Below are 24332 nucleotides of genomic sequence, written 5' to 3' on the forward strand. Positions count from 1 at the left end.
CGACGGACCGGGGACCGGCGCGGTCGACGGACCGGGGACCGGCGCGGTCGGCGCCCGCCCGGGGTCACTGCCCGGCGGTCGGACCGTCCAGGTGGGACAGGTCGTTCCAGATCTCCACCGCCGGCGCGCCGTACTCCCAGGACAGCACGCAGAGCGCGGCCGTACCGAGCTTGAACCGCTGGGCGAACTCGGGCGGCAGACCCAGCCAGCGGGCGGCCAGGATGCGCAGCAGGTGGCCGTGCGCGAACAGGACCACGTCCCGGTCGGCGCAGTGCATCACGGTGGTGTCCGGCTCCGGGACGCCGTGCTCCTCGTTGAGGCCGGCCAGGAAGGCGTCCACCCGGGCGGCCACGTCGGAGAGCTTCTCGCCGCCGGGCACCCCGTCGCGCCAGATCAGCCAGCCGGGGTGGTCGGTGGCCCGGATGTCCGCGCCGGTGCGGCCCTCGTACGCGCCGTAGTCCCACTCCATCAGCTCCGGGCGCTCCACGGCGCGGTCGCCGAAACCGGCCAGCTCGCAGGTCTCCTTCGCCCGGCCGAGCGGGCTGGTGCGGACGAGCGCGTCCGGCAGCCCGTTCCAGGGGGCCTTGGCGAGACGGGCGCCGAGGGCCCGGGCCATCGCGCGGCCCTCCTCGGTCAGCGGGATGTCGGTGCGGCCGGTGTGGCGGCCGGTGGCGGACCACTCGGTCTCGCCGTGGCGGACCAGCACGATGCGGGCGGGCATGGGGGCTCCTAGCGACAGCAGGGCGGTGGCAACGGTCGGTCTCACCATTGAGCACCGGGCTCCATGATCCCCCACCCGGACGGCGGCCACGATCGCGGGGGCCGTGGCGGCGGCCGCGGCCGCACGCCGGCGGGCGCGGTCCGCCGGGGGCCCGACCACGGCCGCCCCGGGTGCCGGCCGGTGCACCGGCCGGCGTGTCGACCGCTGTGCCGCCCGGTCGTCCAACGGCCGGTCCGCACCGCGTTGTCGGACCCGGATGCGACACTGGGCCGCACCATGAACGTCTCGACGAACGTCCCGCCCGGCGGGCCCGCTGAGCCGCTCGCCCAGCGGCTCGCGGAGCTGCGCGGACCGGCCCCGCAACGCAGTCTGAACGCCCGCTCCCTCGCCGCGCTCGCCGCCAATCCGGGCTGCCACCGCCGCGCCGTGCTGGACGCGGCCGGGGTGGACAAGTCCGCGCTGGCGGCCCGGCTCGGCCGCCCCGCCCCCTTCGGCCAGTCCCCCTTCGCCATCGCCCGCGGCGTGATCTTCGAGTCCCGGCTGAAGGCGGACGGCTACGCCCCGCTGCTGGAGCCGCTGCGCCACCACCTGGGCCTCCCGGCGGACGACCGGGCCCCGCTCCGGGTGCCGGACCTGCTGCACCGCTCCGGCCCGGCCGTACGCGCCGACCGGACGGCCGAGGCACTGGCCGCGGCCGCCGCCGACCCGGAGGCCTGGACGCTGCTCGACCACCCGATGCTGCGCCTGGCGGTGGCCGGCAGCACCGCCTACCTGGAGCCGGACGCCCTGGTGGTGCACGGCGGGCGGTGCACCGTGGTCGAGATCAAGTCCTTCCCGGTGCTGGACGGCAGCGCGGACCCGGCCAAGGTCGGCGCCGCCGCCCGACAGGCCGCGGTGTACGTGCTGGCGCTCCAGCAGGCCGCCGCCGCGGCGGCCGGGCAGCCGCTCGCCGAGGACCCGTACACCGAGCAGCGGCTCGCGGGCAGCCCGCGCACCAGCGTGCTGCTGGTCTGCCCGAAGGACTTCGGCAACCGGCCGACCGCGGTGGCCGTGGACGTCCGCCGTGAACTGGCCACCACCCGGCGCCAGCTGAGCCGGATGACCGGCATCGGCCGGCTGCTGGAGGCGCTGCCGCCGGACGCCGGCTTCGACCTGGCCGCCGACGAGGACGGCGCGCCGGCCCGGACCACCGAGCAGCTGACCGCCTCGGTCGAGGCGGTGCCCGCCGCGTACAGCCCGGACTGCCTCTCCACCTGCGAACTCGGCTTCCACTGCCGTGCCCGGGCCCGCTGCGACGACCGGGTCGAGCAGCTCGGCCGGGGCGTGCGCGGCGAACTGGGCAGCATCCGGACGGTGTCCGGGGCGCTGGCCGCCGCCGGCACCAAGGGCGACGACCTGGACGGCGCGGACGACGCCGCCGAACGCCTCGCCTACGCGGCCGCACTGCGCGCCGAGGCCCTGGAAGCGGCGGCCGCGGCAGCCACGGCCGCCGGACCCGGCGCCCCGGGGGCCGTCGCATGAGCGGGCGCGACGCGGGAGCGGCCCCGGCCGAGGGCCGCGGGAGCACCGCCGGGCGAAGCGGGGCGGGCGCATGAGTCTGCTCACCACCCTCGCCCGGCTGGAGGCCGTCCGCAGCGGCCGGGCCGAGCCGCTGGCCACCGTCCGGCACCGGCACCTGTCCGACCGCCCGATGGTGCTGGTCCCGCTGACCGCCGCCGGCGAGTCCGGCGCGCCGCTCGCGGTGCTGCTCGGCACCGACCGGGACGCGCCCCGGCTGCACCTGGTGCCGCAGCCGCTCAACCGCACCCTGCGGTTCGACTTCCTGGCCGAGCTGGCCGCCGACCTGCTGCCCTACCTGGAGTCCTTCGCCGAGGACGTCGAGCAGATCGAGGGCTCCGAGAAGGACCCCGAGAGCGGCGAGAAGACCCAGGTGTTCCGCGAGCTGTGCGCGGACGCCCCGCAGCTGATCGTGCCGAACGGCGCGGGCGTGCACCACCTCGCCCTGATCGGCCGCTCGACCCGTTTCCGCCGCACCGCCGAGGACGCGGAGCCGGGCCCGTACCCGGCGCCGGTCCGGGTGCCGCTGCTCGGCCGCTGGCTGACCCACCTCACCGACCGCGCCCAGGTGCCCGGGTCCTCGCTGCTGCTGCCGATGACCGGCCTGCTGGCCCGGCACTGGGCGACCGGCCAGAGCCACCTGGAGGACCAGCACCTGGCGGCCCGGCTCGCCTGGCACCACCCGCCGGCCGGTCTGACCGGCGCGCAGGCGGCCGAGCTGGCCGAGTCCGCCCGGGACGACCGGGGGCAGCTGCTGCACCCGCCGGCCGGGCCGACGACCGACCCCCGCTTCGACGAGTTCGTGCTCGCCCCGGCGATCACCCGCTACGACGCCGCGGTGGGCGCCCTGCAGCACAGCACCGAGCAGCGCGACGAGGCCGCCGCCGCACGCGCCCGGGCGGCCGTGCGGGCCGCGGTGACGGCGCTGGAGGAGGCGCTGTCGACCGTCCTGCTGCCCACCTGGCGGGACGTCTGGCGGGGCCTGGACCTGCTGCGGACCCTGCCGCCGGCCGGTCACCTGGAGGAGCGCTGGACCGGCGACCGCTGGTCCTACACCGGCCACCGGGACCGGCTGGCGGCCGGCGAGCCGCCGCAGCCCCGGCAGGACGACGCCGTCACCGCGGCCCGCAAGCTCGCCCAGCGCGAGCGCGAGCAGGCCCGGCTCGACGTCCAGGAGGCGCTGGACGACCCGCTGGCGATGGCCGAGCACCGGCTGGCCGGCGAGGCGTTCAGCGGCGTGGTCACGGAGGTGGTGCCGGACTGGGACACCACCGGCCGCTCCCCCAAGCCGCGCCCGCTGGTCACCCTGCGCACCGCCGACCGTCCGCACGCGGACCTCGGCCGCGAGGTGCACCGCGTGCACGGCGCGTCCGCGCAGAAGGCCGAGATCGTCGCGGTGGACACCGCCGGGGGCACCCTCACCCTGCGGGTGCTCTCCGGCATGGGCCGCCGCAAGGAGCCGGAGCCGGGCAGCCTGCCCGAGCCCGGCGAGTCGGTCACCTTCACCCTGTTCGAGCTGACGGTGCGCCAGTCCGCGCCGCTGCCCGAGCCGGACGACACCCCCTGGACCCACGGCGGCCCGCCCGGCGCCGCGCCCGTACCCGCCCCGTCCGCCCCGTCCGTCTCCGAGGAGTGGGAGTGAGCCGTCCGATGACCCCCGAGCAGGCCCCGGGCGAGGCCGCCGACGCCGCGGTGGCCCGGATCCTGGCGGCCACCGTCCGGCCGCCGGCCGGCGCCCCGCGCGGCGTGGTGGTGGACTCCCCGCCCGGCGCCGGGAAGTCGACGCTCGTGGTGCGGGCCGCGCGCGAGCTGGTCGAGGCCGGCGAGCGGCTGATGATCGTCGCCCAGACCAACGGCCAGGTGGACGACCTGGTCGGCCGGCTGGCCGGGAAGGCGCCGGAGCTGACGATCGGGCGACTGCACGCCGCGGACTCACGGCCCGGCCCGGAGGTGCTGAAGCACGCCAACGTGACGCCCTCCGACAAGGTCGCCGACCTGGTCGAGCACGACGTGGTGATCTCCACCGCGGCCAAGTGGCAGTGGGTGCGGGCCGAGGCCCCGTGGCGGCACGCGATCGTCGACGAGGCGTACCAGATGCGCTCGGACGCCCTGCTCGCGGTGGCCCGGCTGTTCGAGCGGGCGCTGTTCGTCGGCGACCCGGGCCAGCTGGACCCGTTCACCGTGGTCGGCACCGAGCAGTGGGCCGGGCTGTCGTACGACCCGTCCGGCAGCGCGGTGGTCACCATGCTGGCGCACAACCCGGAGATCGAGCCGCACCGGCTGCCGGTCTCCTGGCGGCTGCCCGCCAGCGCCGCGCCGCTGATCTCGCGGGCCTTCTACCCGTACACGCCGTTCCGTTCCGGCACCGGCCCGGACGACCGCCGGCTGACGGCCTCCGTGCGTCCGGACGGCTCCGCCCTGGACGCGGTGATCGACCGGGCCGCCGAGCACGGCTGGGCCCTGCTGGAGCTGCCCGCCCGGCACACCGTACGGACCGACCCGCAAGCCGTGGCGGCCGTCGCGGCCACCGTCCGCCGGCTGCTGGAGCGGGGGCTGACCGCCCACTCCGAGCAGGGCGAGGCCCCGCTCACCGCGGACCGGGTCGCCGTCGGCACCGCCCACCGGGACCAGGCGGCGGCCGTGCGCGCGGCGCTGCTCAAGGCGGGCGTGCCGGTGGACGGCGCGGCCGGTCCGGCCGTCACGGTGGACACCGCCAACCGCCTCCAGGGCCGCGAGTACGACGTCACCGTGGTGCTGCACCCGCTCTCCGGGCGCCCCGACGCGACCGCCTTCCACCTGGAGACCGGCCGGCTCTGCGTGCTCGCCTCCCGGCACCGGCACGCCTGCATCGTGGTGGCCCGGGCCGGGATCGCCGAGCTGCTGGACGAGCACCCCGCGACCGAGCCGGTGCAGCTGGGCGTGCCGGTGACCTTTCCGGACGGCTGGGAGGCCAACCACCAGGTGCTGCACCACCTGGGCGGCCACCGGGTCCACCTGAGGTAGCCGCCGGTGTCAGTCCTCGGTCTCGCAGACCGCGAACGCCACCACCGGGCCCCGCTCCGTCCGTGCGCTCCACCCGCGCCCGTCGGCGGTGGGGCCGGTGGCGCGCACCGGGCCGTCCGCGTCCGGCTGGAGCCGGTAGCCGCCGCCGGTCAGGTGGGTGCCGGACGGGCAGGTCGCCGTCGAGACGCCGTCCGCGCCGCTCGGCTCCCCGGTGACCACCAGGGCCGTCTCGGCGGCCGAGGCGGGCGGGGCGACGGCGGCGACGGCGAGCAGCGCGCCCGGCAGGGGCAGGACGGACAGGGCGAGGGCCGTGAGGCCTCTTCTCACACGCATGGGGGTTCCCTCCAGCTCGGTCGGACGACCGGGTACACCGGGACAACCGATTCGCATGCGATCCGGAAGCGCGGCGCGGGAGGCGCACGCCCGGCGCGAGCCGGGGAATAGCGCTCGCGTGCGCACCGTTCCGCTACCGGCCACCGCCGCGAGACAATGGACGGCGGCCACGACCGGGCGGCGCAGCCCGGAGCAGATCCCTTCCACCCCCACCCGAGACCCGGAGGTGTCCGTCCATGCCCGACTCCCCAGAGTCGTCCGAGCCCACCAGGCGCCTGCGTCCGGTGCAGCTGCTGTTCGAGCCGCAGTCCGCCGAACCCGAGCCGGAACGATTCTTCGACCTGGAGTCGATCGAGGACCCGGCGGAGCTGCTGCGCCGCTCCACGGAACTGGCCCTGGCCTTCCGGGCCGCCGCCGAGCGGGCCACGGACTTCCAGGCGGTCGCCGCCGCGCAGCTCGCCGACCCGCGCCGGTTCGACGCGCTGTCCGACGCCGAGGTCGCCCGGCGGGCGGACTGGACCCCGGACTACGCCGCCAAGATGATCGAGTACGGCCGCACCCTGCTCCAGCCGCGCCGGCACGAGGACTGAGCCCCGCGCCCGTCCGCCGGACACGGGCCGCTGGCATATGCGCGGCGGGGAAGGGTACGCCGTCCCCCGCCGCGCTGTCCGGCGAACCGTGCTTTCCGTCCCGGCGCGGGCGGGCGCCGCGCAGGCTGCTCCCCGTGGAGATCTGGACACAGCAGTCGGTGACGCAGCAGTCGGTGACGTACCCGTCGGCGACATACCCGTCGGTGATGCACCCGTCGGTGGAGTACGTCGGCGCGGCCGGGGAGGCCTGGCTCGCCTCCGCCAGCGAGTACCCGCGCAGCATGCGCGCCCTGTGGGAGAGCCGCCCCTGGGCGCCGTCGGTGCTGCCCTGCGGGCGCGCCTTCGACGTGATCAGCATGCCGGCGCTGTTCGGCCGCCGGGTGCTGGACGAGCTGTGGGCCTCCGGACCGGGCTGCGGGCCGGTGGCCGTCCACCGGGGGCGGATGCTGCTGTTCGTCCAGCCCGGCGCCGCTCCCCGGCTGCGCCGGCTGCTGGCCTGGGAGGAGTGGGCCCGGGACGTGCCGCCGCTGCTGTGCCACGGCAGGGGCGACGCGGTGACCGTGCCGCCCCTGCAGCGGATGGTGAACAGCCCGGACTCCCCCGGGCAGGGCGCCGGCCGGTGGATCGTCGCACCCGAACAGCGCAGTCCCCGGCTGCCCGGCGCCGCGGTGGTGCTCTGGGCCTGCGTGCGGGCGGCGCGCGAGCCGGTTCCCGCCGGGGCGCCCGTCGTGACCGGAGGGTGAACGCGGGGCGGCCGGTATTCGATTTTGGCTCGGCCGCACGGCGCTGCTAGAGTCTTCTCTGTCAGCAGGCGCCGCTAGCTCAGTTGGTTAGAGCAGCTGACTCTTAATCAGCGGGTCCGGGGTTCGAGTCCCTGGCGGCGCACAGACAGCCGGAAGGCCCTTCGCGAGAGCGAAGGGCCTTCCGGCGTTTCCGGCCCGAAGGCCTGAAAACCCGAAGGCCCGAAGGCCCGAAGGCCCGAAGGCCCGAGGCCCCGGACGACCGGGCCGCCCGCGCCGGAGCGGACGGCCCGACCCGGGCTCAGCGGCCGCGCAGCGCGCGGTAGCGGGCGACCAGCTCGGCGGTGGAGCTGTCCAGCTGCTCGGCGCCCTCACCGGTGAGCAGCACCGGCTCGATCCGCTTGGCGAGCACCTTGCCCAGCTCGACGCCCCACTGGTCGAAGGAGTCGATGTTCCAGATCGCGCCCTGGACGAACACCTTGTGCTCGTAGAGCGCGACCAGCTGGCCGAGCACGGAGGGGGTCAGCTCCCCGGCCAGGATGGTGGTGGTCGGGTGGTTGCCCTTGAAGGTCTTGTGCGGGACGAGCTCGGCGGGCACGCCCTCGGCCGCGACCTCCTCCGGAGTCCTGCCGAAGGCCAGCGCCTGGGTCTGGGCGAAGAAGTTGGCCAGCAGCAGGTCGTGCTGGGCGACCAGGCCGGGGGGCAGGTCGGCGACCGGCTTGGCGAAGCCGATGAAGTCGGCCGGGATGACCTTGGTGCCCTGGTGCAGCAGCTGGTAGTAGGCGTGCTGGCCGTTGGTGCCGGGGGTGCCCCAGACCACCGGGCCGGTCTGCCAGTCCACCGGGGTGCCGTCGCGGGTCACCGACTTGCCGTTGGACTCCATGTCCAGCTGCTGGAGGTAGGCGGTGAACTTGGACAGGTAGTGCGAGTAGGGCAGCACCGCGTGCGCCTGGGCGTCGAAGAACGCGCCGTACCAGACGCCGAGCAGGCCGAGCAGCAGCGGGACGTTCTGCTCGGGCGGGGCGGTGCGGAAGTGCTCGTCGACCAGGTGGAAGCCGTCCAGCATCTCGCGGAAGGCGTCCGGGCCGATGGCGATCATCAGCGACAGGCCGATCGCCGAGTCGTAGGAGTAGCGGCCGCCCACCCAGTCCCAGAACTCGAACATGTTGGCGGTGTCGATGCCGAAGTCCTGCACGCCCCGGGCGTTGGTGGACAGCGCGACGAAGTGCTTGGCCACCGCGTCGGTGTCGGCGCGCAGCCCGGTGAGCAGCCAGTCGCGGGCGGAGACCGCGTTGGTGATGGTCTCGATGGTGGTGAAGGTCTTCGAGGCGACGATGAACAGCGTCTCGGCCGGGTCGAGGTCGCGGACCGCCTCGTGCAGGTCGGCGCCGTCGACGTTGGAGACGAAGCGGACGTCGAGGTCGCGCTTGGCGTAGGAGCGGAGCACCTCGTAGGCCATCGCCGGGCCGAGGTCGGAGCCGCCGATGCCGATGTTGACGACGGCGCGGATCGGCTTGCCGGTGTGGCCCTTCCACTCGCCGCTGCGGACCCGGTCGGCGAAGGCGGCCATCTTGTCGAGGACGGCGTGCACCTCGGGCACCACGTTCTCGCCGTCGACCTCGATCACGGCGCCGCGCGGGGCGCGCAGCGCGGTGTGCAGGACGGCGCGGTGCTCGGTGTTGTTGATCTTCTCGCCGCGGAACATGGCGTCCCGCAGCTCGGCGACGCCGGTGGCGGCGGCCAGCTCGCGCAGCAGCTCCAGCGTCTCGTCGGTGACCAGGTGCTTGGCGTAGTCCACGTGCAGGTCGCCGACCCGGAGGGTGTGGCGGCGGCCGCGCTCGGGGTCGGCGGCGAACAGCTCACGCAGGTGGGTGTCGCCCAGCTCGGCCCGGTGCTTGGCCAGGGCGGCCCACTGCGGGGTGCGGTCCAGCGGGGTGCGGGCGTCGGCGCGGGTCTCCGACATCGGTGGGTCCTCGATTCATCTGGGTGCAGAAACCGGCAGGGCCAGGCGTGAGGGTTCGCCGAGGTCGTGCGGGTACTGGTGGTGCGCCGACTCCGTTGACGGCCTGCCCGGGTTCAGCCTATGCAACCCCGGGGCCGGTCGCGCACATTCCGCCCCGCGGGCGCGGGCGGTGCGCCCGCGGGGAGCGGACGCCCCGTCATTTCCGTTCGGAGCGCAGGTCGAGTCCGCGCAGCACCTGGTCGACCAGCTCCGGATCGGCGCCGAGCTCACTGCGGGCGGCGAGCATCTCGCGGCGGGAGGCGGCGATCATCTCCTGCTCGACGTCCCGGGCGGCGCGCCACTGGGCCATCCGCAGCTTGGCCTCGGCGGCCTCCTCCTCGGCGTAGTTCTCCGGGCAGAGCCGGGCCAGCCGGTCGTGCTGACGGTCCCGCAGGCGGTCGGCGACCTCGGCGGGCAGCCGGTCCTGCTCCTCCAGCTCGCCGAGCCGGCTGAGCCCGGCCTTGGCGGCCCGCCACCAGAGCTGGCGCACGGCCTGCTCGTGCTTGTCCTGGTCGATGTCCAGCTCGAACCGCTTTGCCAGCCAGGGCAGGGTGAGGCCCTGCACCAGCAGGGTGAAGAGCACCACGCTGAAGGCGATGAAGACCAGCCGGCCGCGCTCGGGGAAGTTCTCGCCGGAGTGCAGGGTGAGCGGGATGGCGAGCGCCAGGGCGACGGTGGCCACCCCGCGCATGCCGGACCACCAGAGGATCACGCTCTCCTTCCAGCTGAACGGCGTGTCCTCGTCGTCGCCGGAGCGCAGCTTCTTCGACAGCCAGCCGGCCGGCAGCAGCCAGAGCAGCCGGACCAGGACGACCACCGCGATGACCACGGCGGCGTCGCCGAGGAATCCGGTCCAGCCGCGGCCGGCCTCCTTGAGCACGGTGGCCAGCTCCAGGCCGATCAGGCCGAAGGCGACGCCGGTGATCAGGATCTCGACCACCTCCCAGAAGGCGTTGCCGACCAGCCGGTAGGAGACGGCGTCCGCGTCGGAGGCCCGCTCGGCGAGGTAGAGCGCGCAGACCACGACGGCGAGCACGCCGGAGCCGTGGATCTCCTCGGCCAGGGTGTAGGCGGCGAAGGGGACCAGCAGGTTGAGCGCGACCTGCTGGGTCGGGTCGTCCAGGCGCTCGGCGAGCCTGGTGTTGACCCAGCCGAGCGCGACGCCGACCACCACGGCCAGCACCGCGGACAGCACGAAGCGCAGCACCGCGTCGCCGGCCGAGAAGTCGCCGCTGACCATGGCCTCGATGGACAGCGAGTAGATGACGATCGCGGTGACGTCGTTGAACAGCCCCTCGCTCTCCAGGATCGCCACCAGGCGGCGGGGCAGCCCGACGCTCCCGGCCACCGCGACGGCGGCGACCGGGTCGGGCGGGGAGACCAGCGCGCCGACCGCGATGGCGGCGGCCAGCGGCAGGGTGGGCAGCAGCCAGTGCACGGTGCCGGCCACGGCGACCGTGGTGACCGCCACCAGGGCGACCGCCAGCAGCAGGATCGAGCGGGCGTTGGCCTTGAAGTAGCGCACCGAGGAGCGCCGGGCCACCGCGAAGATCAGCGGCGGCAGGACCAGCGGCAGGATCAGCTCGGGCTCGATGGTGACGTCCGGGATCTGCGGGACCAGCGCCATGACGATGCCGAGCAGGGTCATCAGCACCGGTTGCGGCACGCCGATCCTCCGACCGAGTGGCATGGTCACCACGGAGGCGAGCAGCACCAGGAAGAACAGGGGCAGCTGGCCCACGGGGAGGTTCCTCTCGACGACGGACGGCTGAGCGCCGCCCAGGATAAATCTGACAATGCGCCCATCGGTGTCGACACGCTGAACAATGACTTGACCTCAAGCACACTTCAGGTCGGATGATCGTCGACATCGGAGGGATCGAGAAGGGGCGGGAACAGCATGAAAGCGGTCACCGTGACGGGGAACGGCGGTCCGGAGGTCCTGCGGGTCGCCGAGGTGCCCGACCCGCGGCCCGGGCCGGGCGAGGTGCGGGTACGGGTGTACGCCGCCGGCGTGCAGCCGGTGGACCTCGCGATCCGCGAGGGGTTCCGCCCGCCGGGACTGGCGGTCGAGCCGCCGTTCGTCCTCGGCAACGAGTTCGCCGGGGTGGTGGACGCCCTCGGCCCGGACGCCGGGCACTGGCGGGTCGGGGACGAGGTACTGGGCTTCCGGGTGCTGGGCGGCCAGGCCGACCTGGTCACGGTGGACGCCGACCGGCTGGTGGCCAAGCCCGCCGGGATGCCGTGGGAGCAGGCCGGCTCGCTCTCCGCCTCCGGCCAGACCGCGCACGTGGCGCTCACCGGGCTCGGCGTCGGCCCCGGCGACACCCTGCTGGTGCACGGCGCCGCGGGCGGGGTCGGCACGGTCGCCGTCCAGCTGGCCCGGGCCTGGGGCGCCGCGGTGATCGGCACCGCGAGCGAGCGCAACCACGACTACCTGCGGGAGCTGGGCGCGGTGCCGGTCACCTACGGCGAGGGGCTGGTCGAGCGGGTCCGGGCGGTGGCACCGCAGGGGGTGACCGCGGCCTTCGACGCCGCCGGGCGGGGCGCCCTGGAGGCCTCCGTCGAACTGGTCGCCGACCGGACCCGGATCGGCACCGTGGTCGACTACCCCGGCGCCGAGCGGCTGGGCGTCCGGGGGCTGCGGGGCGAGCGGACGGCCGGAAGGCTGGCCGAGCTGGTCGAGCTCTGGGAGGCCGGCGGGCTGCGGCTGGAGATCTCGGAGTCGTTCCCGATCGAGCGGGTCGCCCAGGCCCACAAGCTGGTCGGCGCCGGGCACGTCCGGGGCAAGGTGGTGCTCACCATGTGAGCGCGCCCGCCTCCCCGGCCCGGGCCGATTGTGAGTTTCGGCTGCTGACCAGGTAATGTTCTCCACGTCAGCAGGCGCCGCTAGCTCAGTTGGTTAGAGCAGCTGACTCTTAATCAGCGGGTCCGGGGTTCGAGTCCCTGGCGGCGCACAGACAGCCGGAAGGCCCTTCGCGAGAGCGAAGGGCCTTCCGGCGTTTCGGCGTCCGCCCTCCCGTACGCCCGCCTCCCGCCCGCCTCCCGCGCGCCCCTCCGTTCCCACGCCGCCCACGTGCCCCCGGCACGCTCCGGATGGCAGGAAAGGTGGGAAGCAGGTCATTGCTGCCACCGCCCCCCGTTGGGAGGCTGGCCGTATGAGAGCGCACAGCGTGGTCATCGTCCTCTTCGAGGGCGTGCAGAGCCTCGATGTGACCGGCCCCCTGGAGGTGTTCGCGGGGGCGGGCCGGGCGTCCGGGCAGCCCCCGGCCTACCGGGTGACCACCGCCTCCCCCGGCGGCGGTCCGGTGCGCAGCCACAGCGGACTGCGGCTGCTGCCGGACGCGGACCTGGCCGAGGTCGGGGCGGTGCACACCCTGCTGGTTCCCGGCGGGATGGACACCGAGCGCCCGGACCCGGCCCTGGTGGCACGGATCCGGGAGCTGGCCGGACGGTCCGAGCGGGTGGTGTCGGTGTGCACCGGCGCCTTCCTGCTCGCCGAGGCCGGACTGCTGGCCGGACGCCGGGCGACCACCCACTGGGCCTACGGCGAGGAACTGGCCCGGCGGTTCCCGGACGTCGAGGTGGACCCGGACCCGATCCACGTCCGGGACGGGCGGATCGCCACCTCGGCCGGGGTCACCGCCGGGATCGACCTGGCACTGGCCCTGGTGGAGGAGGACCTCGGGCGCGAAACGGCCCTGCTGGTCGCCCGCCACCTGGTGGTCTTCCTGCGCCGGCCGGGCAACCAGGCCCAGTTCAGCACCCAGCTGGCCGCCCAGGTGGCGGCCCGGCGGCCGCTGCGCGAGGTGCAGCGGTGGATCGCCGAGCACCCGGAGGCCGACCTCTCGGTCGAGGCGCTGGCCGGCCGGTCGGCGCTGTCGCCGCGGCACTTCGCCCGGGCCTTCGCCGCCGAGGTGGGGGTGACCCCCGGCCGGTACGTGGACGGGGTCCGGCTGGAGGCCGCCCGGCGGCTGCTGGAGGACACCGACGACGGCATCGAGGAGATCGCGCGCTCCTGCGGCTACGGCACCCCGGAGGCGATGCGGCGCGCCTTCGTCCGGGCCCTGGCCGCCCCGCCCGCCGAGTACCGACGCCGCTTCCGACCCGAACCCACCGGAGGTCACTGATGCGCATCGCCGTCCTGCTCTACCCCGAGTTCACCACCCTGGACGCGGTCGGCCCGTACGAGGTGCTGTCCCGGATCCCCGGCGCCGAGGTGGTGTTCACCGCCGCCGAGCGGGGGCCGGTGCGCAACGACCTCGGCAGCCTGGCGCTCGTCGCGGACGCCGCCCTGGACGAGGTGGACTCGGCCGACCTGCTGCTGGTGCCCGGCGGGCCCGGGACGGAGGCCCAGCTGACGGACCGGGCCGTGCTCGACTGGGTGCGCCGGGTGGACGCGACCACCACCTGGACCACCTCGGTCTGCTCCGGCTCGCTGATCCTGGGCGCCGCCGGGCTGCTCAAGGGCCGCCGGGCCACCAGCCACTGGGGCGTCCTGGACCGGCTGCCGCACTACGGGGCGGAGCCGACCGGGACGGAGCGGGTCGTCATCGACGGCAAGTACGCCATCGCCGCCGGGGTCTCGGCCGGGATCGACCTCGCCCTGACGCTGGCCGGCGTGATCAGCGGGGACACGACCGCGCAGGCGATCCAGCTGCTGATCGAGTACGATCCGCAGCCGCCGTACGCGTCGGGCTCCCTGGCGAAGGCGTCCCCCGAGGTGGTCGAGGCGGTCAACCGGCTGATGGTGCGCTAGGTGTACTGACCACGGAGGCCGCGCCCCGCCGGGGCGGGAAGGCGTGGCGGCGGGCGGCGGTGGCCACGGCGAGGACGGGGAGCATCAGCGCGAGCACCGTCCAGGGCAGGGCGCCGGTGCCCAGGCCGCTCAGGACCAGGCCGCCGACCACGCCGCCGCCCGCCATCGCGGCGTTCCACAGGGTCACCAGGACGGCCTGGGCGGCGTCCGCCCGCTCCCCGCCCGCGTCACCGAGCGCGGTCTGGAGCAGGGTCGGGACGCCGCCCCAGCCCAGGCCCCAGAACAGCGCCGCGACGTACACCGGCGGCGCGCTGCCGGACCGCACCGCGAGGACGGCCGCCGTCAGCGCGACCAGCAGCGCGGCGCCGATCGTCAACTGCCGCAGCCGGCGGTGGATGTGCGCGCCGATCAGCCAGACGCTCGCCAGCGAGGCCAGCCCGAAGACCAGCAGCACGGTGCCGGTGGCGCCGCCGAGGCCGGCCCGGTCCAGGAAGGGCGTGATGTAGGTGAACAGGATGGTGTGCGCGAGCACGAAGAGCACCGTCACGGTGAGCACCGGCCGCACGCCGGGCACGGCGAGCGCCTCGCGGACCGGTGCCCGCTCACCGGCCGGCTGCCCGGGCTGGTCCGGCAGCAGCGCCGCGATCCAGCCGATCACGCCGACCGCCAGTGCCGTCATGGCCAGGAAGGGCACCCACCAGGCGAGCACCTGCCCCAGGAAGGTGCCGACCGGCACTCCCAGCGACAGCGCGACCGGCACGCCCGCCATCGCCACCGCCATGGCCCGGCCCTGCTGCTCGACCGGCACCAGCCGGCGCGCGTACCCCGCGAGCAGGGCCCAGGCCAGGCCGGCCGCGACGCCCGCGAGGAAGCGGGCGGCCAGCGTGAGCGGGTAGCTGGTGGAGACCGCGGTGACGGTGTTGGCGACCGCGAAGCCCGCCATCGCGGAGAGCAGCAGCCGCTTGCGGCCCCAGCCGGCGGTGGCCGCGCTGAGCGGGATCGCGGTGACGGCGGAGCCGATCGCGTAGACGGTGACGGTCTGCCCGGCCGCGGACTCGCCGACCCCGAGCGCCTCGCTCATCCCGGGCAGCACGCCGGCGGGCAGGTTCTCGGTGAGACCGGTGACGAAGACGGCGGTGGCCAGGGCGAGCAGGGCGGACAGGGGAAAGGGCTTGCGGGGTACCGGGGTTGTGAGCTGTGTGGTCGCCATGGGGCCATGCTCGGACCTCACACCGGTGTCAGGTTCAAGCATGGCCCCGAAGGCGTCGGCTCGCGGGGCATCCGGCCCGCGGAACGTCCGAATGACCGGGGCGTCCGGGTCGGCGGAGCGTCCGGGTCAGCGCCCGAAGTAGCCGTTGAAGTTCTTGGAGAACTCCTGGCCGCCGAACCGGTCCCAGTTGATCGACCAGGTCATCAGCCCGCGCAGGTTCGGCTGCGCGCCCGAACGCGGCACGTACGTCCCGCAGTTGGCCAGCTTGGTCAGGCAGTCGAGCGCCTTGTTCACCTCGGCCGGGGCGACGTAGCCGTTGCCCGCGTTGGTGGTGGCCGGCATGCCGATGGCGACCTTGGAGGCGGGCAGCGCCGGGAACACGTTGCTGGTGTTGCCCGCCACCGGGAAGCCCTTGAGCAGCATGTCGGTCATCGCGACGTGGAAGTCGGCGCCGCCCATCGAGTGGTACTGGTTGTCCAGGCCCATGATGGAGCCGGAGTTGTAGTCCTGGACGTGCAGCAGGGTGAGGTCGTCGCGCAGCGCGTGGATGACCGGCAGGTACGCCCCGGCCCGCGGGTCCTGGCCGCCCCAGGGGCCCGATCCGTAGTACTGGTAGCCGAGTTGGACGAAGAAGGTCTCCGGCGCCATGGTCAGCACGAAGCCCGGGCCGTACTTGGCCTTGAGGGTCTTCAGCGCGGAGATCAGGTTGACGATGACCGGGCTGGTCGGGTTCTTGAAGTCGGTGTCACCGGTGTTGAGGGAGAGCGAGTGCCCCTCGAAGTCGATGTCCAGGCCGTCCAGGCCCCACTTGTCGATGATCGCCGAGACGGAGCTGACGAAGGTGTCCCGGGCGGCGGTGCTGGTCAGCTGGACCTGGCCGTTCTGGCCGCCGATCGAGATCAGCACCTTCTTGCCCTGGGCCCGCTTGGCGGCGATGGCGGCCTTGAACTCGTCGTCCGACTCGACGCCCGGGCACTCGGTGGCCGGGCAGCGGTTGAAGCGGATGTCGCCGGAGGTGACGGAGGTGGGCTCGCCGAAGGAGAGGTTGATGAAGTCCCAGGAGTTCGGGACGTCGGCCATCCGGGTGTAGCCGGCGCCGTTGGCGAAGCTCGCGTGCAGGTAGCCGACCAGGGTGTGGCTGCCGGCGGGCGGGCTGGTGGGCGTGCCCGTGGGGGTCCCGGTCGGGGTTCCGGTGGGCGTTCCGGTCGGGGTGCCCGTCGGCGTCCCGGTCGGGGTCGCGGTCGGCGAGGCGGTCGCGGTGGGTGTCGGCGTGGGCGTCGGGCTGGGCGCGCCCGGGCCGTCCAGCGAGATGTCGTCCGCGTAGTAGGTGCCCTGGCCGTACCAGCCGTGGGTGTAGACGGTGGCGCTGGTCTGGCTCGCGCCGGTGGTGAAGCTGAGGCTGAGCTTCTGGTACGCGCCGCCGGTGCCGGGCGTCCAGGTGCTCGGGCCGCCGCCGTCCACGCCCAGGTAGACGTACGAGCCGTTGACGAAGGCGCTGAGCGTGTAGGTGGTGTTCGGGGCGACGGTGACGGTCTGGCCGCACTGGGCGGTGTCGCCGGCCGTGGCGGCCGCGGCGAGCGCGCGGCTGCCGCCGTGCACCGGGCCGGTGACGACGCTGCCGGAGTTGCCGGTGCAGCTCCAGGGGCCGAGCGAGCCGGACTCGAAGCCGCCGTTGGCCAGGAACTCGCCGGCCGAGGCGGCGGGGGCCAGGCCGAGTGTGACGCCGACCAGGGCGGCTGCGGCGACGGCGGAGGCGGTACCGGCGGCGACGGCCGCGCGGCGGCTCGTGACCGGGGTTCCGGGGACGGGTGTTCTGCGCATGCGGGCGCTCCTGCGATGGCGCGGTCGTGGGGGACGTCCGAGGGCACGCCGGAGCACGCGCCAGTGGGGGGAACGGCCCGGCCTGGCACCCAAGTTGGACTAGACCACTGAAGTGGATTCGACCGGGCGGTGTCAATGGTCCAGACCGGTTCCCGGCTTCTCCGGTTGCCGGGGGTGACACCCCGTCGAAGGATGGAGGGGTGACCCCGCCCGGCTACCTCCGCCACCCCCACCTGCACGGCGACCTGCTCACCTTCACCGCCGAGGACGACGTCTGGATCGCCCCGCTGGACGCCGACGGCGCCGGCACCGGCCGGGCCTGGCGGGTCGGCTGCGACCGCACCCGGGTCAGCGACCCCCGCATCTCCCCCGACGGCACCACCCTCGCCTGGACCAGCTGGCTCGGCCTCACCCCCGAGGTGTGGACCGCCCCGGTCGACGGCGGCCGGGCGAGCCGGCTCAGCTTCTGGGGCAGCCAGGACACCCGGGTGCGCGGCTGGCTGCCGGACGGCGAGATCCTGGCCGTCACCTCCTACCACGAGCCCTTCGGCCACTACACCTGGGCGCACGCCCTGCCACCGGACGGCTCACCCGGCCGCCGGATGCCCTGGGGGCCGGTCGGCGACGCCCAGATGAGCCACGAACGGACCGTGCTGCTCACCGGCGCCGCCCCGCACGCGCCCGCCGCCTGGAAGCGCTACCGGGGCGGCGCCACCGGCCGGCTCTGGGTGGACGGCGAGCGGATCCTGCCCGAGCACACCGGGCACCTCGCCGCCCCCATGCCGGTCGCCGGCCGGGTCGCCTTCCTCTCCGACCACGAGGGCATCGGCAACCTCTACTCCTGCCGCCCCGACGGCACCGACCTGCGCCGCCACACCGACCACGCCTCCTACTACGCCCGCGAGGCCGCCACCGACGGCACCCGGATCGTCTACCAGCACGCCGGCGACCTCTGGCTGCTGGACGGCCTGGACGCCCCCGCCCCGCGCCGGCTGCGCGTCCCGCTCGGCGGCGCCCGGGCCGGCCGCCGCCCGTACCAGGTCGGCGCCGCGAGCCAGGTCAAGGACCTCGCCTGCGACCAGACCGGCCGGGCCGGAGTGATCACCGTGCGCGGCAGCCAGTACTGGCTCACCCACAAGGACGGCCCGGCCCGCGCGCTCGCCGACACCCCCGGGGTGCGCACCCGGCTGCCGGTGGTGCTCGGACACACCGGCGAGGCGGCCTGGATCACCGACGCCGAGGGCGCCGACGCGATCGAGGTGATGCCGCTGCCCGGCCACGCCGAACCGCCGGGCCACGCCGGGCCGCGGAAGCACCACCACCGGGTGCTCGCCGCCGGACGGATCGGCCGCGTCCTGGAGCTCACCGCCTCCCCCGACGGCAGCCGGCTCGCCGCCACCACCTCGGACGGACGACTGCTGCTGGTCCGCGCCGCCGACGGCGAGGTGCGCGAACTGGCCGCCTCCGGCTACGGGCCGGTCTCCAGCGCCCGCTTCTCCCCCGACTCGCACTGGATCGCCTGGTCCGAGCCGGTCGCCGGGCGTTCACTGCGCCGCATCCGGCTCACCCGCACCGACGCGCCCTCCTCGACCACCGACGTCACCGACGGCCGGTTCGAGGACGAGCAGCCGGTGTTCACCCGGGACGGCCGCTACCTGGCCTTCCTGTCCTGGCGCGGCTTCGACCCGGTCCACGACGTGCACACCGGCGACCTCTCCTTCCCGCTCGGCTGCCGCCCGTACCTCGTCCCGCTCGCCGCCGACACCCCCTCGCCGTTCTCCGCCCCGGCCGAGGACGGCGCACCGCACCACGACGGCGACGGCACCGTCCGGGTCGACCCGGACGGCATCGGCGAGCGGCTGCTCCAGTTCCCGGTGATCGCCTCCAAGTACTCGGCCACCGACGCGGTGCGCGGCGGCCTGGTCTGGCTGCGCTGGCCGATCTCCGGCACCCTCGGCCAGACCTTCGCCAGCCCGGAGGACACCTCGGGCCGCCCCTCGCTGGAGCACTTCGACCTGGCCCGGGGCACCCGCAGCACCGTGGTCGACAAGCTGGACGGCTACGCGGTCTCCGGGGACGGCGGCTCGATCGCGGTCTACTCGGCCGGGACGCTGCGGGTGATCCCGGTCGGCGCCCCCTCCGCCGGGACCACCGTCGACCTGCGCCGGATCACCCACACCGTGCACCCGGCCGCCGAGTGGCGCCAGGCCTACCACGAGGCGGCCCGGATCGTCCGGGACCAGTTCTGGGACGAGCGGATGTCCGGCCTGGACTGGCCCGCGCTGGTCGCCCAGTACGAGCCGCTGCTGGACCGGATCTGCTCCCCCGACGACTTCGCCGACCTGCTGCGCGAACTCCTCGGCGAACTCGGCACCTCGCACGCCTACGTCACCCCGTCCCGGCGCGCCGAGGGCCCCACGCTCGCCCAGCAGCCGCTCGGCCTGCTCGGCGCCAACGCCCGCCACGCCCCCGACGGCCGCTGGCTGGTCGACCGGGTGCTGCCCGGCGAGACCTCCGACCCGCGCGCCCGCGCCCCACTGGCCGCCCAGGGCGTCCGGGACGGCGACGAGTTCCTGGAGATCGGCGGCCGCCCGGTGGACCCGCTGCGCGGACCGCTGCCGCTGCTGGCCGGCACCGGCGGCAGCACGCTCGAACTGGCCCTGCGCAGCGGCCCGGACGGCCCGGTGCGGCGGATCGTGATCACCCCGCTGACCGACGAGCGGCCCATCCGCTACCAGGACTGGGTGACCAGACGACGCGCACTGGTGCGGGAGTTCAGCGACGGGCGGTGCGGCTACCTGCACATCCCGGACCTCGGCGGCTCCGGCTGGGCGCAGTTCAACCGGGACCTGCGGCGCGAGCTGGACAAGCCCGCGCTGGTCCTGGACGTCCGCGGCAACGCCGGCGGCAACGTCTCCGAACTGGTGCTGGAGAAGCTCTCCCGGCATGTCCTGGCCTGGGACTTCAGCCGGGACCGCCGACCGGTGCGCTGGCCCCGGCACGCACCGCGCGGACCGCTGGTGGCACTGGCCGACGAGGCCACCAGCTCGGACGGCGACGTGATCATCGCGGCGATCAAGCTGCTCGGGCTCGGCCCGGTGATCGGCACCCGCACCTGGGGCGGGGTGGTCGGGATGAGCGGGCGCCACACCCTCGGCGACGGCACCCAGATCTCGGTGCCGAAGAACGCCTCCTGGTTCGGCGGCGGGCTGGGCTGGTCGGTGGAGAACCGGGGCGTCGAGCCGGACGTGCACGTGCTGCGCACCCCGCGCGACTGGGCCCGGGGGCGCCATCCGGAGCTGGTCGCGGCCGTCCAGCTGGCCCTGGAGCTGCTGGAGGACGCGCCCGCCGCGGCGCCCCCGCCGGAGTCCACGCCCCGGCCGGACCTGCGGCGACCGCCGCTGCCGCCGCGTGCGGGGTGATCCCCGGGCTCAGTCAGCCCCAGGGGTCGCCCTCGGCGGTCATGTTCTCGGCGGCGCGCCGGTCGTCCTCCTCCTGGGCGAGCCGTTCCTGCTGCTCCCGGGTCCGCTCGACGTCGTTGCCGTACGCGTCGGCGGCCTCGTCGTGGGCGAGGGCGGCGCGCTGGGCGGCCTCCTGCCCGGTGGACTCGTGCTGCGGCCGGTGGAACAACCTGTCGAAGATGCCCATGACTCCTCCAAACGGGGTGGACGGGAGGTCGGAAGACCGGGCTGCCCCCACTCTCACACCGGGTGCCCACGGGCGCACCTTGAGCCTTTGGTCCCTGGTGGACGCGCCCAAGGACCGTAGCCGCGGGCCCTCGGCCGGGCGCAGATTGGGGCCGTCGGCGAAATCGACGCCACCCTCTGGAGCCCGCTGTGACCGTCGCACATCCCGGAAGCCACGCCCGGCGCACCGCCGAGGACCCGCACGACGGACCGCGCCGGCGGGTCGGCCCGCTGGCCGCGCTGGACGGCCGGCTGCCCGGCGCGCACGACCTGCTGCTGATGCAGTGCCCCAGCTCGCTGCGGCCCCTCGCCGGCGGCGAGCTGCCGCCGTGGGCGCGGGCGGTGCTGCGGGCGCACCCCTGGGTGACGGTCGGCCGGGCACCCGCCGTGGTCGGCAGCCCGGTGGACCTCCCGCACCCGCAGCGCTGCACCCGGGACCCGGAGGCGGCGCCCGAACTGTGGTTCCCGGTCACCGTGCGCGGCCCGCGCCCCGGACAGCGGATGGACGCGCTGGCCCCCTGGGCGGCGGTGGCCCGGACGCTGCGGCCCGAGCAGCTGGTCGAACGGCGCGAACGGCTGGCCCCCGAACGGCTGGCCGGCATCCCGGCGCTGGCCCTGCTGCCGGAGGTCGGCCGGCTGGTGGCGGACCACCGGCTGCCCTGGGGCCCGATCGGCGCGGTCGGCTACGAGCTGGGCAGCGGGGTGCCGGTGAGCGGACCGCTCAGCCCGCTGCGGCTGGTGCTGCGCTGCCCGCAGCCGATCAGCCGGCGCGACGCCCTGCAGCTGCGGCGGGCGCTGACCAAGCTGCCGGTCCCCGTGCAGGCCGAGCTGGAGACCCGGCACGGCTCGGTCCAGCTGGCCGAGTACGCCTCCGGCGCCCACAGCCTCACCCTGCTCACCCCGGACGGCCCCCGCGAGGTCCGTGACCCGTGGTTCCCCCGGGGACCGTTCGTCTGAGCGGCCGGACCGGTCGGGCGGCTCCCGCCGGAGCCGGGGCAATCTCGGAGTTGGCGCGAGGGCGCGGCACCCGCGACGATGGAGCGTCCTCCGACCGTCCCGGACAAGGGAGTTGCCCCGTGCCGCACATCACCATCGACAACGGACAGCCGGGAATCAGCGGGCTGCTGGCGCTGCGCCCGGACACCGCGGCCCCGCTGGGGATGCTCGCCAACGCGCTGCTGCGGGACCCGGCCCCGATGAGCCGGGGCGAGCGCGAGCTGGTCGCCGCCTACGTCTCGCGGCTCAACGGCACCCGCTTCTGCGAGGGCTCCCACAGCGCCTTCGCCGCGGCGCAGTTGGACGGCGGCGAGGACCTGGTGAAGGCGGCCCTGACCGATCCCTCGGCCGCGCCGCTCACCGAGCGGATGCGGGCCCTGCTGCGGATCGCGGCGGAGGTACAGAAGCAGGCCGCGCCGGTTTCGAAGGAGGCGGTGGCGGCGGCCCGCGCGGCCGGCGCCGGTGACACCGAGATCCACGACACCGTGCTGATCGCCGCCGCGTTCTGCATGTACAACCGGTACGTCGACGGTCTGGCCACCGACCTTCCCGAGGACCCGGGCTACTACGCCGAGGGCGCGAAGCGGATCGTCGACTCCGGCTACGCCCGCGGGAACTGAGCAGCGGGGGCCGGAGCACCGGGCGGCGCCGTCCTCGGACGGCGCCGCCCGGCGGCGTTCGCGCGCCGCGCCCGGTGCGTTCGGCCGTCAGCCGGTGACGCTCGCCGCACCCGTCTCCAGGTGGCCGGTGAAGCGCTGGGACCAGCTGCTGTCGGCGTCCACCGTGACGGTGAAGTCGTACCAGCCGTTGTTGTACGCGACCGCGTTGAAGACGTCGCCGACGCTGCCGCCGGCCGGGACCTGGTACGTCCAGGGGCCGTCCGTCCGGTAGTTGTTCGAGGCGATGGTGAAGGTCACCGCCGTGCTGCCGGAGTTGGCCAGCTCGAACCGGAGCGCGAGCTTCCCCGTCCCCGGCTCGACCGCGTACGAGGCGGTGACGGCCGCGTTCCTGCCCGCCTTGGTGAGGTCGCCGGTGAAGCGGCGCAGGAAGCGGTTCGGGCCGACGACGGTCAGGTCGTACTTGCCGTTGCCGAAGCCGTTGGTGCCGCAGTTGAAGAAGTCGGTGACGGGGCTGCCGGAGTCGACGGTGTACTGCCAGGGGCCGCCGCTGCGGTAGGCGTTGGCGTAGGCGGCGAAGTGGGAGGCCCGGGCGGCGCCGTCGTTGGACATCTTCACCCAGACGTGCATGACGCCGCCGGCGTCGGCGTCCCAGTGGTCCAGGTTGGCGTTCGGCTGGTACGGCAGGGCGCGCGCGGGCCGGGTGCCGGACTCCTGCACCGGCAGCTGGTTGTTCACCGGGGCCGGGTTGGGCAGCGGGCCGCAGGCGGACAGGCCGATGGTCTGCGAGGTGTCGGGCAGCGCGGGCAGGCCGTACACCGGGTGGGCGAAGTCGAACACGCTGGTCAGGTCGCCGCAGACGCGGCGGCGCCAGTCGCTGATGTTGGGACAGGCGGCGGGCTTGCCGAGGGCGGCCGTCCAGACCTCCAGGAAGCGCAGCACCGAGGTGTGGTCGAAGGTCTCGGAGTTGACCCAGCCGCCGCGGGTCCACGGCGAGACGGCGATCAGCGGGACGCGGAAGCCGAGGCCGATGTTGGTGCCGTTGTAGAACTCGCCCGGGGTGCCGGCCGGGGCGGCCGGCGGCGGGACGTGGTCGAAGAAGCCGTCGTTCTCGTCGTAGTTGAGGAACAGCACGGTGGAGTTGAAGACGTTCGGGTCCGCGTTGAGCGCGTCGATCACCATGTGGACGAAGTGCGCGCCGTCGGCCGGGGTGGCGTACGGGTGCTCGGAGGAGGCCTGGTCGGCGACGATCCAGGAGACCTGCGGGAGGGTGCCGGCCAGCACGTCGGCCTTGATCGCGGCGGCGATGTCGTCCGGGGTCCTCCCGGTGGCCTTGGGCACCGAGCCCATGCCCTTGACCGCCAGCGGGCTGCCGGCCGGGGCGCCGGTGAAGTTGGTGAAGTACGCCAGGGCGTTGTCGCCGTAGTTGTCGGCGGCGTTCTGGTAGACCTTCCAGCTGACGCCCGCCGTCTCCAGCGCCTCGGCGTAGGTCTGCCAGCGCAGGCCCTTCTCGTCGCCGCCGTCGTAGGCCGGGCCGCCCGCGGCGCCGGACGGGTCGATCTGGCCGGACCAGTGGTAGGTGCGGTTGGGGCCGGTCGCGCTCAGCACGGAGCAGTGGTAGGCGTCGCAGATGGTCCAGTTCTCGGCCAGCGCGTAGTGGAACGGGATGTCCTGGCGGGTCAGGAAGCCGAGCGTGCGGACGTTGCCCTTGGCGGCGACCCAGGAGTCCAGCTTTCCGCCGTTCCAGGCCTTGTGCTGGTCGGACCAGCCGTGGCTGAGGTCCCCGTTGCACTGGGCGAGGCGCTCGGGGTCGGCGCCGCCGGCCGGCTTGGTCTGGCTGAACTGCCACGGGTACTGGCGGCCGAACAGGCCGTTGGGCTGGTTGAAGACGCTGTAGCCGCCGGATATCTGGATCGCGCTGCGGTCGGCGAAGCCGCGCACGCCGCGCAGCGTGCCGAAGTAGTGGTCGAAGCTGCGGTTCTCCTGCATCAGGATCACCACGTGCTGGGCGTCGGTGATGGTGCCGGTCGTGCCGAGCGCGGTGGTGGCGGCGGTCGCGGCCGTGCCGCCCGGGGCGGCCCCCGCGGCGGCACCGGTGCCGGCCACCGCGAGGCCCGCCGCGGCGGCACCGGACAGCGTGACGAACTTCCTACGACTCAACTCGGCCATCAGCCCGGCCCGTCCCTTCGCTGGCGATGTTGTGCACACAAGTCGGAGCTCACTCGATCGCGCAGCAGTCTCCACCGCGCGCGAAGCGGCCCACCAGATGCGTGCGGCAGGATTGGCGGACTGTTCGT

General features: G+C 74.9%; 19 protein-coding genes and 2 tRNA genes. 13 read left to right on the forward strand and 8 right to left on the reverse strand.

Features of this window, described 5'->3' with window-relative positions:
* Positions 1–64: 64 nt before the first annotated feature.
* Positions 65–721, reverse strand: a complete 657-nt coding sequence (locus ACGFSC_RS28985; RefSeq protein WP_359908990.1) for a histidine phosphatase family protein — start codon at positions 719–721, stop codon at positions 65–67.
* A 276-nt stretch (positions 722–997) separates the two neighbouring features.
* On the opposite strand from ACGFSC_RS28985, the gene ACGFSC_RS28990 reads away from it, so the two are divergent.
* From ACGFSC_RS28990 to ACGFSC_RS29000, 3 genes are all read left to right on the forward strand, one after another.
* The gene (locus ACGFSC_RS28990) at positions 998–2242 is read left to right on the forward strand and encodes a hypothetical protein (protein ID WP_359908993.1); all 1245 of its coding nucleotides are present in this window, start codon (positions 998–1000) and stop codon (positions 2240–2242) included.
* A 70-nt stretch (positions 2243–2312) separates the two neighbouring features.
* Positions 2313–3920, forward strand: a complete 1608-nt coding sequence (locus ACGFSC_RS28995; RefSeq protein ID WP_359908996.1) for a hypothetical protein — start codon at positions 2313–2315, stop codon at positions 3918–3920.
* A gap of 8 nt (positions 3921–3928) precedes the next feature.
* Positions 3929–5281, forward strand: a complete 1353-nt coding sequence (locus ACGFSC_RS29000) for an AAA family ATPase (RefSeq protein WP_359909006.1) — start codon at positions 3929–3931, stop codon at positions 5279–5281.
* Positions 5282–5290: 9 nt separating this feature from the next.
* Here ACGFSC_RS29000 and ACGFSC_RS29005 read toward each other — a convergent pair whose 3' ends face one another.
* Positions 5291–5614, reverse strand: a complete 324-nt coding sequence (locus ACGFSC_RS29005; RefSeq protein ID WP_359908998.1) for a hypothetical protein — start codon at positions 5612–5614, stop codon at positions 5291–5293.
* A 236-nt stretch (positions 5615–5850) separates the two neighbouring features.
* Between ACGFSC_RS29005 and ACGFSC_RS29010 the strand changes: the two genes are divergently transcribed.
* The 3 genes from ACGFSC_RS29010 (at position 5851) to ACGFSC_RS29020 (ending at position 7089) form a co-directional block, all read left to right on the forward strand.
* The gene (locus ACGFSC_RS29010; protein WP_074005111.1) at positions 5851–6204 is read left to right on the forward strand and encodes a hypothetical protein; all 354 of its coding nucleotides are present in this window, start codon (positions 5851–5853) and stop codon (positions 6202–6204) included.
* Positions 6205–6410: 206 nt separating this feature from the next.
* Positions 6411–6947, forward strand: a complete 537-nt coding sequence (locus ACGFSC_RS29015; RefSeq protein ID WP_359909009.1) for a bifunctional DNA primase/polymerase — start codon at positions 6411–6413, stop codon at positions 6945–6947.
* Between the two features lie 68 nt (positions 6948–7015).
* Positions 7016–7089: transfer RNA gene (locus tag ACGFSC_RS29020), tRNA-Lys, on the forward strand.
* Positions 7090–7245: 156 nt separating this feature from the next.
* Here the strand turns inward: ACGFSC_RS29020 and pgi are convergent.
* Both pgi and ACGFSC_RS29030 read right to left on the reverse strand, forming a co-directional pair.
* The gene (pgi, locus tag ACGFSC_RS29025) at positions 7246–8907 is read right to left on the reverse strand and encodes a glucose-6-phosphate isomerase (RefSeq protein WP_359901760.1); all 1662 of its coding nucleotides are present in this window, start codon (positions 8905–8907) and stop codon (positions 7246–7248) included.
* Positions 8908–9103: 196 nt separating this feature from the next.
* Positions 9104–10687 carry a Na+/H+ antiporter gene (locus tag ACGFSC_RS29030; protein ID WP_359901763.1) on the reverse strand — a complete coding sequence of 528 codons (1584 nt, stop codon included), beginning with the start codon at positions 10685–10687 and terminating at the stop codon, positions 9104–9106.
* Positions 10688–10846: 159 nt separating this feature from the next.
* Here ACGFSC_RS29030 and ACGFSC_RS29035 point away from each other — a divergent pair, with 159 nt between their 5' ends.
* The 4 genes from ACGFSC_RS29035 to ACGFSC_RS29050 all read left to right on the forward strand — a co-directional run bounded on the left by ACGFSC_RS29035 (position 10847) and on the right by ACGFSC_RS29050 (position 13705).
* A complete protein-coding gene (locus ACGFSC_RS29035; protein ID WP_359901766.1) occupies positions 10847–11755 on the forward strand; it encodes an NADP-dependent oxidoreductase in 909 nt (302 codons plus the stop codon).
* A 74-nt stretch (positions 11756–11829) separates the two neighbouring features.
* Positions 11830–11903: transfer RNA gene (locus ACGFSC_RS29040), tRNA-Lys, on the forward strand.
* 201 nt (positions 11904–12104) lie between these two features.
* A complete protein-coding gene (locus tag ACGFSC_RS29045) occupies positions 12105–13076 on the forward strand; it encodes a GlxA family transcriptional regulator (protein ID WP_359901769.1) in 972 nt (323 codons plus the stop codon).
* The gene (locus ACGFSC_RS29050; protein ID WP_359901772.1) at positions 13076–13705 is read left to right on the forward strand and encodes a DJ-1/PfpI family protein; all 630 of its coding nucleotides are present in this window, start codon (positions 13076–13078) and stop codon (positions 13703–13705) included. Before ACGFSC_RS29045 ends, ACGFSC_RS29050 begins: the two co-directional genes overlap by 1 nt.
* Here the strand turns inward: ACGFSC_RS29050 and ACGFSC_RS29055 are convergent.
* Together ACGFSC_RS29055 and ACGFSC_RS29060 are read right to left on the reverse strand one after the other, a co-directional pair.
* Positions 13683–14915, reverse strand: coding sequence for an MFS transporter (locus tag ACGFSC_RS29055; RefSeq protein WP_359901775.1), 1233 nt, complete (start codon positions 14913–14915; stop codon positions 13683–13685). The genes ACGFSC_RS29050 and ACGFSC_RS29055 overlap by 23 nt on opposite strands.
* 126 nt (positions 14916–15041) lie before the next feature.
* Positions 15042–16736: a carbohydrate binding domain-containing protein gene (locus tag ACGFSC_RS29060; protein ID WP_359901778.1), complete on the reverse strand. Its 1695-nt coding sequence runs from the start codon at positions 16734–16736 to the stop codon at positions 15042–15044.
* A 200-nt stretch (positions 16737–16936) separates the two neighbouring features.
* Here ACGFSC_RS29060 and ACGFSC_RS29065 point away from each other — a divergent pair, with 200 nt between their 5' ends.
* Complete coding sequence (locus tag ACGFSC_RS29065) at positions 16937–20158, forward strand: S41 family peptidase (RefSeq protein ID WP_359901781.1); 3222 nt, start codon at positions 16937–16939, stop codon at positions 20156–20158.
* 13 nt (positions 20159–20171) lie between these two features.
* Here ACGFSC_RS29065 and ACGFSC_RS29070 read toward each other — a convergent pair whose 3' ends face one another.
* Complete coding sequence (locus ACGFSC_RS29070) at positions 20172–20384, reverse strand: hypothetical protein (RefSeq protein ID WP_359901784.1); 213 nt, start codon at positions 20382–20384, stop codon at positions 20172–20174.
* Positions 20385–20572: 188 nt separating this feature from the next.
* On the opposite strand from ACGFSC_RS29070, the gene ACGFSC_RS29075 reads away from it, so the two are divergent.
* On the forward strand, positions 20573–21379 hold the full coding sequence (locus ACGFSC_RS29075; RefSeq protein WP_359901787.1) for a phosphoribosyl-dephospho-CoA transferase MdcG domain-containing protein: 807 nt from the start codon (positions 20573–20575) through the stop codon (positions 21377–21379).
* Between the two features lie 119 nt (positions 21380–21498).
* The gene (locus tag ACGFSC_RS29080) at positions 21499–22038 is read left to right on the forward strand and encodes a carboxymuconolactone decarboxylase family protein (protein ID WP_359901790.1); all 540 of its coding nucleotides are present in this window, start codon (positions 21499–21501) and stop codon (positions 22036–22038) included.
* An 87-nt stretch (positions 22039–22125) separates the two neighbouring features.
* Here the strand turns inward: ACGFSC_RS29080 and ACGFSC_RS29085 are convergent, their stop codons facing one another.
* Positions 22126–24204: a phosphocholine-specific phospholipase C gene (locus ACGFSC_RS29085; RefSeq protein ID WP_359901793.1), complete on the reverse strand. Its 2079-nt coding sequence runs from the start codon at positions 24202–24204 to the stop codon at positions 22126–22128.
* Positions 24205–24332 lie beyond the last annotated feature (128 nt).

The organism is Kitasatospora sp. NPDC048715, from assembly GCF_043198905.1.
In the GTDB taxonomy this organism is placed as follows: domain Bacteria; phylum Actinomycetota; class Actinomycetes; order Streptomycetales; family Streptomycetaceae; genus Kitasatospora; species Kitasatospora lactacystinica.

What these genes read in the sequence shown, in the direction of transcription:
- ACGFSC_RS28985 (WP_359908990.1), bottom strand. Translation starts at nt 721, where the DNA reads ATGCCCGCCCGCATCGTGCTGGTCCGCCACGGCGAGACCGAGTGGTCC.
- ACGFSC_RS28990 (WP_359908993.1), top strand. Translation starts at nt 998, where the DNA reads ATGAACGTCTCGACGAACGTCCCGCCCGGCGGGCCCGCTGAGCCGCTC.
- ACGFSC_RS28995 (WP_359908996.1), top strand. Translation starts at nt 2,313, where the DNA reads ATGAGTCTGCTCACCACCCTCGCCCGGCTGGAGGCCGTCCGCAGCGGC.
- ACGFSC_RS29000 (WP_359909006.1), top strand. Translation starts at nt 3,929, where the DNA reads ATGACCCCCGAGCAGGCCCCGGGCGAGGCCGCCGACGCCGCGGTGGCC.
- ACGFSC_RS29005 (WP_359908998.1), bottom strand. Translation starts at nt 5,614, where the DNA reads ATGCGTGTGAGAAGAGGCCTCACGGCCCTCGCCCTGTCCGTCCTGCCC.
- ACGFSC_RS29010 (WP_074005111.1), top strand. Translation starts at nt 5,851, where the DNA reads ATGCCCGACTCCCCAGAGTCGTCCGAGCCCACCAGGCGCCTGCGTCCG.
- ACGFSC_RS29015 (WP_359909009.1), top strand. Translation starts at nt 6,411, where the DNA reads ATGCACCCGTCGGTGGAGTACGTCGGCGCGGCCGGGGAGGCCTGGCTC.
- pgi (WP_359901760.1), bottom strand. Translation starts at nt 8,907, where the DNA reads ATGTCGGAGACCCGCGCCGACGCCCGCACCCCGCTGGACCGCACCCCG.
- ACGFSC_RS29035 (WP_359901766.1), top strand. Translation starts at nt 10,847, where the DNA reads ATGAAAGCGGTCACCGTGACGGGGAACGGCGGTCCGGAGGTCCTGCGG.
- ACGFSC_RS29045 (WP_359901769.1), top strand. Translation starts at nt 12,105, where the DNA reads ATGAGAGCGCACAGCGTGGTCATCGTCCTCTTCGAGGGCGTGCAGAGC.
- ACGFSC_RS29050 (WP_359901772.1), top strand. Translation starts at nt 13,076, where the DNA reads ATGCGCATCGCCGTCCTGCTCTACCCCGAGTTCACCACCCTGGACGCG.
- ACGFSC_RS29055 (WP_359901775.1), bottom strand. Translation starts at nt 14,915, where the DNA reads ATGGCGACCACACAGCTCACAACCCCGGTACCCCGCAAGCCCTTTCCC.
- ACGFSC_RS29060 (WP_359901778.1), bottom strand. Translation starts at nt 16,736, where the DNA reads ATGCGCAGAACACCCGTCCCCGGAACCCCGGTCACGAGCCGCCGCGCG.
- ACGFSC_RS29070 (WP_359901784.1), bottom strand. Translation starts at nt 20,384, where the DNA reads ATGGGCATCTTCGACAGGTTGTTCCACCGGCCGCAGCACGAGTCCACC.
- ACGFSC_RS29085 (WP_359901793.1), bottom strand. Translation starts at nt 24,204, where the DNA reads ATGGCCGAGTTGAGTCGTAGGAAGTTCGTCACGCTGTCCGGTGCCGCC.